Origin of the sequence: Alicyclobacillus cycloheptanicus (assembly GCF_028751525.1) — a bacterium.
GTDB lineage: Bacteria > Bacillota > Bacilli > Alicyclobacillales > Alicyclobacillaceae > Alicyclobacillus_L > Alicyclobacillus_L cycloheptanicus.
Genome location: NZ_CP067097.1, coordinates 449,717 through 463,737, shown reverse-complemented (window position 1 = coordinate 463,737; position 14,021 = coordinate 449,717). Strand labels below are relative to the sequence as shown.

Below are 14,021 nucleotides of genomic sequence, written 5' to 3'. Positions count from 1 at the left end.
GCTACGAATGCGTATCATTACCCAGGAAACGCTTGCAAAGGTTCAGTGCTTTCGGCATGAAGTAGCCTCCAGCGGACAACCGTGAAAAGCTCCTGCGGGACGGAGCTTTTCACCCGCAGGAGCCAGGTTCTGCGCATGTGCTTCAACGGATGGGGTGTCAGCACTTGCCGCCCGGGCAGCCCGGGTCGATGACGACGTCTTTCGACGAAGGCTGCGGATAGTACTTCGGAACATTGACGACAATGTGCCTCCTGACCGTAATGATTGGCTGAATAATCGGCTGTTCACGGTACACGTAGCAATCCTGGTATTTGTAAATCGGATCGCAGACAATCGGTGGACACTTTTGCATGCCAGTTCCCTCCTCGCTGAGCATTCACCCTACATCGCAATATCGGTCCATCGGTTCAGGGGCGAGTGCGGCGATGTCACGTCGCCGCCCGCTGCATTAATACCCTGCGCCGTAAGGCACCAACAGGATGAACAACACGAAGATAATCAGAAATACAACCGCCCATTGCGTATATGCGCCAAAGGTTCCCATGTTTGAATCCACCTCCTTTGGTGTCGCCTTCGTTACATAGTATGGTGGGGGGCTTTTCCAACAAAAAGGACACTTTACACACACCATTCGCCCGTCTTTTGTGCATCCGGGAGCGACACAGGTCCGCCCACGCCTTGACGGATGGGATTGCAACGGGGCGGCGTGAACCTTTGTCGTGCATGCGTCAGGATGTAAACCCAGGGAAGATAGAATAGAATGAAAACAAAAGGAGCGTGGCCATCTATGACGTATTCGCGGACCATCCCCGTACGGGCTGGTGAAGAATTTGACGTCGCACGGGTGTGGGCGTACTTGCAGGAGCAAGTGTCCGATTTGCCGAAGGACCTGCCGCAGGATTTGCCTACCGTGGAACAGTTTCCATCGGGCGCTTCCAATCTCACCTATCTATTGAAGAACGGACCCTTTCAGGCAGTGCTGCGCAGGCCGCCGTTCGGGCCGCTGCCGCCCAAGGCGCACGATATGCAGCGCGAAGCTGCGATTCTCAACCGGCTGCACCCTCACTTTCCGCTGGCCCCCAAGCCCTATGTGTTCTGTGCGGACGAGACCATCATCGGGAGTCCCTTTTACGTGATGGAGTATCGCGACGGGGTCGTGTTGGATGACCGATTTCCGGACGGGACGCAACCCGAGCCGGACCTGTGCCGCCGCATCTCACTCGCGGTGGTTGACACGCTCGCAGACCTGCATGCCGTCGACTACCGCGCTGCAGGATTGACGGAGTTTGGGCACCCGGAGGGATTCCTTGCGCGGCAGGTCAAGGGGTGGATTGAGCGATACGAACGGGCGAAAACGGACGACGTGCCTGGCGTTGACCAGGTTACGCGCTGGCTCGCCGAGCGGGTACCCGTGTCGCCGGAACCGACCGTGATCCACAACGACTTCAAACTCAACAACATGGTGCAGGACGCAAAGGCGCTCGACCGTCCCGTGGCAGTCGTGGACTGGGAAATGACCACGATTGGCGACCCCTTGATGGATTTGGCGATCACCCTCGGCTATTGGGTACAGGCAGACGACCCGGACGGACTGAAGCAGATGATGCCGACGGTCACGACGACCCCTGGTTTTCTGACCCGCGACGAACTCGTTCAGCGGTACGCAGCGCGGACGGGGCGCGATGTGTCGCAGATGGATTACTATCTGGTATTTGCCTATTTCAAGCTGGCGGTCATTCTCCAGCAAATTTATGTGCGCTGGAAGCGGGGCCAGACGCAGGACGAGCGGTTTGCCACGTTCGGGCAGCGCGTGGAGCGCATCATTGCCCACGCCGCACAGCTTGTGAAGGAGGCGCGCCGATGACCGTTCCGATTCTTGTCTACCAGCCGCGGGCGGCACAGCGGTATTGTACGTATCTGCGTGACCAGGGGTGTGACACGGTCTACCCTGCGACCACGCGGGAAGAGGCCGAGGCCATCCTGCAGCAGCATCCCATCGAAGTCGTATTCGGCATCGGTTTTCCGCTCGACCTTCTGGAGCGCTATTCGTCCATCCGTTGGCTGCAGTTGATGAGCGCCGGGGTCGATCACGTCCTTCATCAGGGCCGCGTGCCAGCGCGCGTGACGCTGACCCGGATGGTCGGCGTGTTCAGCCGGCAAATGGCGGAGTATGTATTCGCGTATCTGCTGCACATCGAGAAGGGCATTGAGCGCCTCTGCGCGCAGCAGCGCGAGCAGCGCTGGAAGCCATTCCGGGCGGGCGTGCTCACAGGCAAGGTCATCGGGGTCGCTGGACTTGGGTCCATCGGCCAGGAGGTGGTGCGAAAGGCCCGCGCCTTCGACATGAAGGTGCATGGACTCAGCCGCACTGGGGAGCACGCAGACACGGTGGACCGCCACTTTTCAGACAGGGAGTGGGTAGACTTCGTCCGCGAACTGGACTATCTGGTTCTGACGCTGCCGCTGACCGACCAGACCAGGCACGTCGTCAACGAATCCGTCCTTTGGGCGATGAAGCCTGAAGCTGTGATTGTCAATGTCGGGCGCGGGGCACTGATGGATGAGTCGGCGTTGATTGCTGCCTTACAGCAAGCGCGGCTTGGGGGTGCCGTGCTCGACGTGTTCGAACAGGAGCCGCTGCCCGCGGAGAGTCCGCTGTGGCGTCTTCCGAACGTCTATGTGACACCGCATATGTCAGGGCCCACGACCGTTGAGAACGGGAGCACGTACTTTCTCGAGAATTTGGCGCGTTACCAAGCGGGACAAGCGCTCCTTGGGGTTGTTGAACCAGGGGCTGCGTATTGACCAACGAGACCAGGGGGAGGAAGGACCCATGCATATTGTCGTTTTAGGTGCAGGTGCCGTGGGGGGATACTTTGGCGCCAAGCTTGCAAAAGCCGGAACACAGGTGACCTTCTTGGTTCGGGAGCGCCGTTTCCAGCAGCTCTCCGAGCGCGGGCTGCGGGTTCACAGTGCCCTTGGGGACTTTGCCATCACGCCTTTGCTGGCAACGGATGCGGCGCAGGTGGAGGCACCAGATGTCGTCATCGTGGCGGTCAAAAACTACCACCTGCAGGGCGCGCTCCCGTCGCTCAAAGCACTGACCGAGCGCGGTGCGCGCATTCTGCCGCTGCTCAACGGTGTCAACCACATCGAATGGTTGCGAGCGGCGTGCGGGCGCGGGGCGGTGCTAGGGGGTACCTGTTTTATTGAAGCAACGCTGGATGCAAACGGGGACGTCGTCCACGGCAATCAGCTGCAGGACATCATCTTTGGCCGGCTGCCGGACGCGGCGGACGCGCCGGGGGCACCGGAGGACGCCTGGCTGGACGCACTCCAGCGGGAGATCGACCAGGCGGGCATCCACGTGACGCAAAGCCAACAGGTACAGGTGGAGATGTGGCAGAAATACATCTTCCTCACGACGATGAGTGCGATCACGGCGGCGACGCGTCAGCCCATCGGCGTCGCGATCAACGACGAAGCAGCACGCGCGTTTCTGGAGGGCCTGATTGCCGAGATGACGGCGGTCGCGGGGGCGGCAGGCGTCAATTTGCCCGACGGGGCGGAGAAAGCCGTGATGGAACGGCTCGAACACCTGCCGAAATCGATGACCTCTTCCCTGCATCGAGATTTGGAAAAGGGGCTGCCCCTGGAGCTGGACAGCCTGCAGGGCGCCGCGATTGAATCAGGGGAACGATTGGGCGTCCCGACGCCGAACCTTCGCGCGGTGTATGCGTTGCTGCATCCGTACAAGGACGGGAACCTGGCCCGATTTACGTTGTAACGAGCGGGCGTTGGCAGGGCTGTCCGCCGGCAGCCTTGCCCGCGCCAGGGTGCTTTCGGCCCTCGTTACAACATTTGGTGAATGCCCACTAAAATCAGCAGAATCCCGGCCGCAATCGTCGCCTTTTCGCCGAGACGCTCGGCCGCGTACCGTTCTCCCGCAAATGCAGCCAGGCCAAGCAGCACATAACTGAACACACCGACCGACACGGAAGTCCAAACGACATCGAGTTTCGTAATGCCAGCGTCAAATCCGCCGGCCAGGGCGTTCATCGCGAGTGCGATGCCAAGGATGAGCGATTCTCCCGGACTGATGGCGAGATTTCGATTGCGGTCGGCAGATTCCGGGTTGCGCAGGATACTGGTGATCACGCCATTTTTCGCTTTTCGCTTGGGCGGGTGGCGCGCGATAAACGGCTGCATCAAGACCCAGATGCCCACCGCGACAATCACAAGGGTGCCAATCCAGGTGCCCACTTGGGGCGGCAGCCAGCCATTGATGAAGTGCCCAAAGATGCCAGCCAGGAGCGTTGCCGCGAACGAAATGACGGCAATGAGCAGATTGGGGAACCAGGGAATCCGAATGCGGCGCACGCCGTAGGCGATGCCGACACCGGCGTTGTCGAGATTGGAAGCGATTCCGATCGCGATGATGCTGGCAAATCCGACGAGATGCACAGGAACCACTCCTCTGGCCCGGGATCGCTTTACCATATGCAGCAGGCTGGTTCGGTGATTTCCCAGACGAGTCCCGCACGTCCGGTCGCGCGACTGTGCACTGTGAAGCTGTAGTGGAATTCTCATTGAATCCTCATCGAATCGTCATTCACGAAAGCTAGCAACGCCTTGCCATCCCCTCTCTGAGATGATATATTTCCCGAAGCGTCTCAAGCATTGGGGAGGTTCATGAATGACTCATCAGCGACCGCGAGCCAACCAGCGGCGGCCAAGGAAAGTTGGACGATGGATTGGACTAGCGATTGTGCTTATCATTGTGATACTGGGATTTGTGCTTGGGCCGAAAACCCTCTTGGACCTTGTGCTTCACCCGAAGCGCGGGGCAGAAGAGGTCACCAGCCAGGTCGGCGGCGGCATCATCGGCAACAAGCCTGTGAATATTCTTCTCATCGCCAATAATGCCCGTGACGCATCCAACCCGCTATCGCTGGGAACGGGCGGGGGCCAGGCGGACATTTTGATTGTTGCGCACGTTGATCCGGCGACACATGTCGTATCGCTCATTTCCATTCCGCGCGATACCCTGATTGCCATGCCCGACTACGATGTGCCCATCCCGAAAATCAAGACCACCTTTACGGTGGGTCTGAACGAATCGCCGCAAATGGGTCCAAAGCTGGCCATGCAGTATGTCTCGAAAATGATTGGCATGCCGATTGACGACTATATCGTCACAGACTTTCAGGGGTTCGCAAATGCCATTGACGCCGTGGGCGGCATCACGGTTGACGTGAAGGAACGCATCTATGACCCGGGTCACAGCGGCGCAAACTTGAATCCCGGCGTGCAGACGTTGAACGGCCAGCAAGCGCTGGCGTACATTCGTGTGCGGCAAAACGATGCAGGGAACGACTACCGAACCAATGACTTTCAACGTCAGCAGGCCGAGATGCAAGTCCTGGACATTCTCAAGCAGAAGCTGCTTGCTTCCTCGACGAATCCGTCCAAAGTGTCCCATCTGATTCAGGTCTGGAAGAAGGACGTCGTCACCAACATGACCAACCAGCAGCTGCTGGGGGTGGCGATGGCGACATCGGGATCGACCATGAAAACTGTGTACCTGGGTTCCGTCAAGGATTCGATGGATCTCGCCAGTGCGCCCGCACCTGGCATCAACAAGGAGAATTACCTGACCGGCGCGTATTACGACGTGCTGGATGCCAATGAGATTACCAAGGTATTGAAGCCGCTGGGTTCGACAGGCGCTGATTTAGGACTGGCTCCCATCCCGGCGCCGTCGCAGATTCCGGTGACGGTGTATGGCAGCCAGGTGGTGGCGGATGAACTGCAAAAGGCCGGATATCCGGTGACCTATGCGGGAAGCAGCGCTTCCGGTGCACAGATTCAGATTTACTATCCACCGGGTGACATGCCGTGGGGCTGGGCCATTGCGCGTACCTTGGGGACAGCCAATGAATGGGTCGCGCCGGCGCAAAGCCAGATGAACGGCGCGGTGGTGTATGCGCCGTAGCCCCGTTTGACTGGATGTTACCGCGCGGAAGCGCCAGTGAGCGCGGGCACGCGCCGCGGCAGCCATCCACTCGAAAGGAGTCGGTACACCATGAAGCACGAAATGAAAATCAAAGTCCGTTTTCGGGACACCGACATGCTTGGGCACGTGAACAATTCGACGTACTTTACGTATATGGAAGAAGCGCGCATCGCATTCGTGGAGGACGTGCTGGGCAACGAAACGGGTCAGCTGATTCTGGCGGCTGCGCAGGTCAACTACCGCAGCCAGACGTTTTTCGGACAAACGCTGCTGGTTCGGTCGTGGGTCTCCCGCATCGGCAACAGCAGTTTTGACGTCGCTTGCGAGATGGCCGATGACAAAACCGGGACCGTGGTCTTCGACGGTGTCGCGACGGTGGTTTACTTCGATTACGAGACGCAGAAAAGTGTCCCGATTCCCGACTTTGTTCGGGACCGTATGCAACCGTATGTGGAGTTCGCCGCGGCGAAGGTATGACGCCGCGGCCACGGCGCAGCTCCGTTCAAATCGACAGTTGGGTTTCGGAGTCAGGGTTCTATCCTGCGTTTCTATTCTCGACAAGTTGTCTATACCAGTGAGTGATGGGAGGAGACTATCTCCACATGCACATTCACTGGTTTTTTGTCACCATCAGCACGCTCGTGACGTTCGCCTTGCTGCTCATGCTGGTGCGCTGGATTGGCAGCACCCAGTTGACACAGCTCACGTACTTTAACTGGGTTGCTGGCTCCAGTATGGGAAACCTGGCGGCCAATATGATGTCAACGACCGATCGCACAGCGTGGGTCACGTCCGGCTTCAGTCTGATCGTCTTCACCCTGGCCACTGTCGTGGCTGCCTTTATTGCACTCAAAAGCCGCGAATTTCGGCGGATCACGAACGGAGAGCCCATCGTGCTGATTCACAAAGGCGTGCTTTTGCGCGGGAACCTGCGGCAGACCAAGGTGAATCTGGACGTACTCATGATGATGCTGCGCGAGAAGGGATACTTCGACTACGCAGACATCGAGTACGGGATTTTGGAGCCGACCGGCAACCTCAGCATTTTGCCGACCCAGGCTTCGCAGTCTGTGTCCAAAGCGGATCTCGTCAAAGGGCCCGACTTGTCCCCGAAAGGCCAGGGACCCTTCATTGAAATCGTGATCGACGGAGGTATCGATGAAGACAAGCTGCAGAGCACGGGGCACGACAGGGCGTGGCTCGAGCAGGTGCTGCGGGCGCATCAGGTACGCAGCTTGCAGGACGTGATGTACCTCGCGGTGAACGAGGAAGGGGAGGTCATCCTCGATGCCCACCGGCGCGACGACTCCGACCACCCGCTGACATAGACGTTGCTCATGTAGATGTATAAACCATCTGAATGAAAATGTATGATAGGTGTATTTGACATGTAAGGAAACGCCCGCGGCCACATGACACTGTGCCGCGGCGATGCGGCCTTTCCCCTATTTTTCTAATGATTTGCTAAAATAGCTGCGTGGGACGGCGCTGTGAGGCGCAGCCATGAAGAGAGTCGGATTGGGGGAGGGGTTTGAATGCGGCCCGAAACACACAGCGAATGGCACACCCTGTATCGTTCGGTGCGAAGCAATACGTTAGGCGATGTGCTGCGTCGCAGCCGAGCGCGGTATCCGAATCAATTGGCGTTTGTGTACGAGGCGGAACGTCTGACCTATGCGGACTTTGATGCGCGTGTGAACCAGACAGCGCACGCGTTTCTCGAGGACGGGGTGAAGCAGGGGTCGACGGTCGCCGTATTTTCGCGCAACAGCCTGGATTTTGCGGTGGTGAACTTCGCGCTGGCGCGCACCGGCGCCATCATGGTGCCCGTCAACTTCATGCTGTCAGTGAGCGAGGTGGCGTACATCTTGCAGCACGCGGAGGTGGACACCCTGCTTGCGCCGGCGGAGTCGGCAGCGACACTCGACGCGGCAGCGGCGGAGGCCGGCGTGGATATTCACCATCGGTACCTCATGGAGGCCGATATTGCGCCGTCGGCGCTGGCCCATTGGACACCGCTTCGGAGCCGGCGGTCGAGCTGCTCCACTGACGAAGTGGCGCATGAGGTGGATGACCGCGACGTGGCCCACATCCTGTACACCAGCGGGACCGAGTCACGGCCGAAAGGGGTCATGCTGACGCACGCCAACCTCGTCGCCGAGTACGTGAGCATGATGCTTGCGGGGCGGCATGAGCCGTCCGACATCGCGATCCACGCGCTGCCGCTGTACCACAGCGCCCAACTGCATGCGTTCCTCGGCCCGCTCGTGTACATGGGCGCCACCGGCATTATCCTGCCGCAGGCCACCCCGCAAATCATCCTGGAGACGATTGAACGCGAACGCGCAACCCTCTTGTTTGCGCCGCCAACCGTGTGGATCGCGATGCTCCGCCACCCCGACTTTGACCAGCGCGACCTGTCCAGCCTGCGGAAGTGTATCTACGGGGCTGCGATTATGCCTGTGGAGGTGCAAAAGGAACTGCATCGGCGGCTGCCGGGCGCCCGGCTGTGGAACATGTACGGTCAGACGGAGGTGGCGCCGCTCGCGACCGGGCTTTCACCGGAAGATCACGACCGCAAGCCGGGTTCGGTGGGGCTGCCGACCATCAACGTGGAGGCGCGGATTGTGGATGACGACGACCAGCCCGTGCCCGCTGGGACACTGGGCGAAATCGTGCTGCGAACGCCGCACGCCATGCTTGGCTACCTGAAGGAACCCGAGAAGACAGCGGAGGCGTTTCGCAACGGTTGGTTCCACACGGGGGATTTGGGTGTGATGGATGAGGAAGGGTATATCACCGTGATCGACCGCAAGAAGGACATGATTAAGACGGGCGGTGTGAACGTCGCCAGCAGCGAGGTGGAGGAAGCGATTTACCAACACCCGGGTGTGTCGGAAGTTGCGGTCATCGGCGTCCCGGACGACTACTGGATGGAGGCCGTCACCGCGGTGATTGTGCCGAAGCCAGGCGTCGAACTGAACGCGGCCGACCTGGAAGCGCATTGCAGGGAGCGTCTCGGCAAGTTCAAGATTCCAAAGCACTTTGTATTCGTGGAATCCCTGCCGAAGAACCCAAGCGGCAAGATTCTCAAGCGAGCGCTGCGAGACCAGTTTGCAAATCTGGGGAAGGCAGGGGCGTAGAGGCTCAGCGGGGCCCAGGTCCCCGGGGCCTCACGTTACGGTGTGAACCGCGTGTCTACAATCGGACAGGCTGCTGGCCTCGCGCACAGCAGCCTGTGTCGTTAAGGCGCGTCGACCACGACGCAGTCTGAGCTCGACGATGGCGCGACCCACTCGTTGGAATTGCCTACTGCGCGCGCAACGGCCCAGCCCCATGTCATTTTTCCAGCGGGGTAGTAGACAGTGTTTTGCCCATTGGATGGCCCCATGTAGGTCACGGGGAAGCCGGCGTGTCTCAGCGTGGCTGCCAGGCTCTCCGGGCCGTACAATTCCACGGGAACGTCTTTTGGATCTGGCAGCGGCGGGAGCCCGAGGTTTGCGCCGGTCGAACCGAAGGGTGCCAGTGTTTTCGTGATTTCGGCAGGGTCGAGGACGTCGTAATAGGCGCCGGTCAGGTAGTTCTCGGCGTTGATACCGGGGGCCGGTGTGCTGGCGAGATCCATGGAATCCGCGTCATCACCAATTTGCACCTCTCGAATGGAAGCCCCTGCGGTTTCCATGCCGATCCCGACCAGCTGCGTGGTGGTCAAATTGGTCGCCACGTCCTTCTTCCAGACGGTCACGAGGTGCATCAGTTTCGTGGGACTTTTTGCGGAACTAAGGACCTGGGTTTTGAGCGCCTCCAGCATTTGCATCTCGGCTTGCTGACGTTCGAAATCGTTGGTTCGGTAGTCGTTCCCGGCCGCGTTTTGGCGGACCCGTACAAAAGCCAGCGCCTCCTGCCCGTTCAGGGTTTGCAGGCCCGGATTCAGGTTGGCGCCGCTGTGGGCAGGGTCGTAAATGCGCTGCTTGACATCAATCTGGATGCCGCCCACCGCATCGATGGCATCCGCAAAGCCTTGGAAGTCGGTGACGATGTAATCCTGAATGGGGAGCCCCGTCATTTTCGAAACGTACTGCATCGCCAGTTCCGGTCCCTGTTCAGGGGACTCCTCCAGACCGACCGTGAACGTCGTCTTGATTTTCGGAATCGGCACCTTCCAAGTGGGCATGGCGATGAGCGTGTCGCGCGGCACCGAGATGAGCGACACCGTGTGCTTCTGGGGGTCAATATGAGCGATGATGAGGATGTCCGCTTGCCCGGCCGCGGTCCCCAGGGACAACGGATTCGTCGCGTTGCGTGCGTTGTTCGCGATGAGCAGAATGTTGGTGGGGCCGGAGACGCCCGACACCGTTTGCCCCAGCTTTTGCACGGCCTTCGTGACGCTTTTGTGCATCGCGGACGCGTTGGCTGTGTTTGCCCCCGGCCGCAGCTCGTAGAGGGTGCAGGCCGCTGCTGCACCCGCCAGCACAACCAGACTGCACAAGGAAATCAGCGACCACTTGACAATACGCCTGGTACGGTGGCGTTTCGCAGTGCCGTCCGTGGTCGAATCCTTGGAAACTTGTTTTTCTTTTTGGTCTTTGCCCACACCCACACCCCGTTTGAATCAGTCTGGAACTGCCTGCACGTGTCTGTGTATCCGTGTTCACACCGAATAGACGAAGATGGACACGCCTTTGTTCCCATAACCGATTTAGTTTAACTCAATTTGTCTTGATTTTTGCTTGAAACGGGGTGGACGGGTTGACCTCGCAGGCAAGTTGGGGGTCGATCGCGGGCGCGCCGGTGTCAGCCCGCAGGCACACTGGCGGCCGCTGGCACGCCTGCGTCCGGACCGGTATGATGGAGGGGGACGGTGATGCGCATGTTTACATACGAATTGACAGTCGCGTTCAGCGACTGCGATGGGTTGGGTCATGTCAACCACGCCAAGTATTTCACCTATATGGAAGAGGCGCGCAGGGACGTGTTTCGCCTGTTCAATCCGACACTCGCGCTTGACCGGTGGAACCTCATCGCGGCCTCGGCCCGCTGCGACTTTCTGGCGCAGGTCAAGTACGCGGAAACTCTGACGGTGCATACGTGGGTCAGCCGCCTGGGCAACAGCAGTTTTGTGGTCGATCACGCCATATGGAACGCAGCGCACCAGTGCGTTGCGCGCGGGCAGACGACGCTGATTGCGTTCGATTACGCGACGCAGAAGTCCACGCCGCTGCGGCCGGAAGTGCGCGAGGCGCTCAGCCGGCACACCACGCCGCCGGAGGGCGTGCCGGCGCTGAACGCGTAACCCTTATCCGCCAATCCGCCGTGTTAGAAAGGCTTCGTGCGCCGCTTCTTCCATCCGGTCGTCCAGCGGTTCGAGCGCCGCGTTGATGCCAGCGTACGCCAGGGAGAGTCCCAGCATGAAGTCCGCGAGCCGCGGGTTTTTCGGCAATAGCGGCCCATGAATGTAGGTGCCGACAATGTTCTTGTAACGAACGCCCTCCTGTTTGTCCTGGCCGTTGTTACCATGGCCCTGGCGCACGAATCCGAGCGGCGCATGGCGATGCGTTGTGCGCCCGCCGTGGTTCTCAAACCCGACAATGGTGCCACATTCCGGACTGTCAATCGCGATGTTCCCAATCAAGCGCGGCGACCCGGCGACGGTCTCGAGGTCCAGCAGTTCCAGCCCAGGTACTTTGGTGCCGTCCGGCAGCTGGTAGAAGTGGCCGAGCAGTTGGTACCCGCCGCACACGGCCAAGAGCGGCAGTCCGTCCTCGACGGCGGCTTGCCACTCGCTGCGTTTGGTCCGCAGCGTTTGCCCGACCAGGGCTTGCTCGCGGTCCGACCCGCCGCCGAGCAGCACGAGGTGGTAGTCCTGCAGCCGCGGCTCGCTTCCGCTCGGGACCTCCGTCACCTCGACCTCGATGCCGCGCCACTCCAGCCGCCGCACGAGCGTCAGGATGTTGCCCTTGTCGGCGTACAGGTTGAGCAAATCAGGATACAGATGCGCGATGCAAAGGCGCTGGCTCATCGTGATCGACCTTTCTGTTCAAAATCTCGGCGGCTGGGTACAGGGCGGTGTAGGTGGCGATAATGTAGACCGGCAGCCCGCCGCGCTCGGCTGCCAGGGTAAAGGCGTGATGAATGCCGCTGGACAGTTCCGGGTCACAGTGGATGTGGGTGGTGTCATACCCTGCGTATTTCAGGCGCAGGGCCATATCCTCCGCGCGCATGCCAGTCGTCACACAATGCACAGCATCAAGCTGTTCGGGCACCAACTCGAAGTCCGCATCCCACAGCCACGAGACGTCACGGCCGTCGGCCGCCTGGTCGTTGATGGCGATACAGAGGACTTTGGGTCCTGGTTCAGAGGCAATCGCCTGCAGCACGCCGTCGCACCCGGTCGGGTTTTTGATGAGGTTGAGGATGGACACAGGGCTTGTTGCGTACACTTGCATCCGCCCGAGCGGCGTGGCGAAACGCCGGAGTCCCGCGCTGATTTGGTCTGCAGTGAGGCCGCACATGCGGGCGGTCGCGATGGCGCACAGTTCATTGTAAAGGTTGAACATGCCTCGGACAGGGACGTCGTAGACAACGGTTGGCAGGCTGCCCTGTCGGACCTCCAGCCGCTGGTTGACCATGGTGCCTTCAAAATCGGGCAGCGGACGGAAAAAGTCGCAGGCCGGGCACACATAGAGTCCCAGCTGTCCGTAAAAGAACCCGTCGTAGCGCAGTTCGTGCCCGCACGACAGGCAGAACGCGCCATCGCGCATCTGGTCGCGAACTTCGGCGCGCGCCATGCTTCGGCTCATGCCAAAGTAAACGGAGCGGTTGCCCGACTGCCGGCCAATGTGGCGCGCCAGTGGGTCGTCTCCATTCAAGACGGCCACGGCTTCCGTCTGATTCAGTCCGGCCATGATTTTTTCGAGCGTGGTATCGAGTTCCCCATACCGGTCGAGTTGGTCCCGAAACACGTTGGTGACGGCGAGCACGCGGATGGGCAGGTGTTTTGCGACCAACGGCAGCGTCGCTTCGTCAATTTCGAAGACGGCCGACTTCTTGCGCAGCCGTCCGAACCAGGTGGTGTCCGCCAGGAGTGCACTGGTCAGGCCCTGTTGAAGGTTGGCGCCTTCCGCGTTGGTGATTTGCGGACCGGTTTGTTTGAGCATCGACGACAACAGATTGGCGGTCGTGGTTTTGCCGTTGGTGCCGGTGACGACCACGCAGCGCTCCAACTGGCGTCCCAGCCGCGCAATGACATCCGGCGCGAGCCGGAGGGCGATTTTTCCGGGCAGGCTGGTTGCGTTTTTTCCGAGCAGGTGCAGCAAGGTTTGGGTCCACTTGCCGACCCAAACGGCCAGCAGAAATCGAATGGCCATGGGTTCAAGTATCCTTTCGCGAGGTCTCGGTGAAATGGACACGTTGTGTCGGCGCCTTGCATCCACCGAAAAGGATTATACTATATTCTGTCCCTGAAGTTCGGGGATGGAAGGAGGGATTCGCGTGTTTTCAGCGTCGTCGATTGATGCCGCTTCGAAGGCAGCGTTCTATGAGGAACTGTGCAACCAGGTGCGGTATTTGGTCGATGGGGAGCCCAACGTGACGGCGAACCTCGCGAATGTATCCGCGCTCCTGAATGTTCATATGTCCGACATCAACTGGGTAGGATTCTATCTATGGCATGAGCAGGACAGCGAGCTGGTGCTCGGTCCGTTTCAGGGGAAGCCAGCCTGTATTCGCATCGCGCTTGGCAAAGGCGTCTGCGGCACCGCCGCACAGACGCGGCAGGCGCAAGTGGTGCCGGATGTGTTTGCGTTTCCCGGGCATATCGCGTGTGATGCAGATTCGCGGTCAGAAGTCGTGATCCCGATGGTTAAAGACGGCTGCCTCCTCGGCGTGCTGGACATCGACAGTCCACAGCCGGGGCGGTTCGACGACGAGGACGCGGCGGGATTGCAGCGTGTGGTGGATGCGCTCGTGCAGTTCATACCCTTTTCGAATCCACGATAAACAGGAG

14 protein-coding genes are annotated in these 14,021 nt (G+C 59.9%); 9 read left to right on the top strand and 5 right to left on the bottom strand.

Translation table 11 applies throughout. The features are described from left to right. Nucleotides 1-157: 157 nt before the first annotated feature. Entirely contained in the window at nt 158-352 is a 195-nt protein-coding gene (locus JI721_RS02185; RefSeq protein ID WP_274456440.1) for a hypothetical protein, read from the bottom strand. Between the two features lie 435 nt (nt 353-787). On the opposite strand from JI721_RS02185, the gene JI721_RS02180 reads away from it, so the two are divergent. The 3 genes from JI721_RS02180 to JI721_RS02170 are packed head-to-tail and all read left to right on the top strand — an operon-like array spanning nt 788 to nt 3,787. Continuing rightward, entirely contained in the window at nt 788-1,864 is a 1,077-nt protein-coding gene (locus tag JI721_RS02180) for a phosphotransferase family protein (RefSeq protein WP_274456439.1), read from the top strand. Then, nucleotides 1,861-2,805 (top strand): D-2-hydroxyacid dehydrogenase, encoded by a 945-nt coding sequence (locus JI721_RS02175; protein ID WP_274456438.1) that lies wholly within the window; start codon nt 1,861-1,863, stop codon nt 2,803-2,805. The genes JI721_RS02180 and JI721_RS02175 overlap by 4 nt, the downstream gene beginning before the upstream one ends. Before the next feature lie 28 nt (nt 2,806-2,833). Further along, nucleotides 2,834-3,787: a ketopantoate reductase family protein gene (locus JI721_RS02170; RefSeq protein ID WP_274456437.1), complete on the top strand. Its 954-nt coding sequence runs from the start codon at nt 2,834-2,836 to the stop codon at nt 3,785-3,787. A 65-nt stretch (nt 3,788-3,852) separates the two neighbouring features. Here the strand turns inward: JI721_RS02170 and ytaF are convergent, their stop codons facing one another. Next, nucleotides 3,853-4,464 (bottom strand): sporulation membrane protein YtaF, encoded by a 612-nt coding sequence (gene ytaF / locus JI721_RS02165; RefSeq protein WP_274456436.1) that lies wholly within the window; start codon nt 4,462-4,464, stop codon nt 3,853-3,855. A 232-nt stretch (nt 4,465-4,696) separates the two neighbouring features. On the opposite strand from ytaF, the gene JI721_RS02160 reads away from it, so the two are divergent. The 4 genes from JI721_RS02160 to JI721_RS02145 all read left to right on the top strand — a co-directional run bounded on the left by JI721_RS02160 (nt 4,697) and on the right by JI721_RS02145 (nt 9,159). After that, nucleotides 4,697-5,995 (top strand): LCP family protein, encoded by a 1,299-nt coding sequence (locus JI721_RS02160; protein WP_274456435.1) that lies wholly within the window; start codon nt 4,697-4,699, stop codon nt 5,993-5,995. Nucleotides 5,996-6,085: 90 nt separating this feature from the next. Beyond that, nucleotides 6,086-6,493 carry an acyl-CoA thioesterase gene (locus JI721_RS02155; protein WP_274456434.1) on the top strand — a complete coding sequence of 136 codons (408 nt, stop codon included), beginning with the start codon at nt 6,086-6,088 and terminating at the stop codon, nt 6,491-6,493. Nucleotides 6,494-6,618: 125 nt separating this feature from the next. After that, nucleotides 6,619-7,344 (top strand): DUF421 domain-containing protein, encoded by a 726-nt coding sequence (locus JI721_RS02150; RefSeq protein WP_274456433.1) that lies wholly within the window; start codon nt 6,619-6,621, stop codon nt 7,342-7,344. A gap of 207 nt (nt 7,345-7,551) precedes the next feature. Further along, nucleotides 7,552-9,159 carry a fatty acyl-CoA synthetase gene (locus JI721_RS02145; RefSeq protein ID WP_274456432.1) on the top strand — a complete coding sequence of 536 codons (1,608 nt, stop codon included), beginning with the start codon at nt 7,552-7,554 and terminating at the stop codon, nt 9,157-9,159. A gap of 101 nt (nt 9,160-9,260) precedes the next feature. Here the strand turns inward: JI721_RS02145 and JI721_RS02140 are convergent, their stop codons facing one another. Continuing rightward, on the bottom strand, nt 9,261-10,610 hold the full coding sequence (locus tag JI721_RS02140; protein ID WP_274456431.1) for an LCP family protein: 1,350 nt from the start codon (nt 10,608-10,610) through the stop codon (nt 9,261-9,263). 270 nt (nt 10,611-10,880) lie between these two features. Between JI721_RS02140 and JI721_RS02135 the strand changes: the two genes are divergently transcribed. Further along, complete coding sequence (locus JI721_RS02135; protein WP_274456430.1) at nt 10,881-11,309, top strand: acyl-CoA thioesterase; 429 nt, start codon at nt 10,881-10,883, stop codon at nt 11,307-11,309. Between the two features lie 3 nt (nt 11,310-11,312). On the opposite strand, the gene JI721_RS02130 is transcribed toward JI721_RS02135, so the two are convergent. Both JI721_RS02130 and JI721_RS02125 read right to left on the bottom strand, forming a co-directional pair. After that, entirely contained in the window at nt 11,313-12,035 is a 723-nt protein-coding gene (locus JI721_RS02130; RefSeq protein WP_274456429.1) for a type 1 glutamine amidotransferase, read from the bottom strand. Next, nucleotides 11,998-13,383, bottom strand: coding sequence for a MurT ligase domain-containing protein (locus JI721_RS02125; RefSeq protein WP_274456428.1), 1,386 nt, complete (start codon nt 13,381-13,383; stop codon nt 11,998-12,000). The genes JI721_RS02130 and JI721_RS02125 overlap by 38 nt, the downstream gene beginning before the upstream one ends. Before the next feature lie 124 nt (nt 13,384-13,507). Between JI721_RS02125 and JI721_RS02120 the strand changes: the two genes are divergently transcribed. Next, on the top strand, nt 13,508-14,014 hold the full coding sequence (locus JI721_RS02120) for a GAF domain-containing protein (protein ID WP_274456427.1): 507 nt from the start codon (nt 13,508-13,510) through the stop codon (nt 14,012-14,014). Nucleotides 14,015-14,021: the final 7 nt, after the last annotated feature.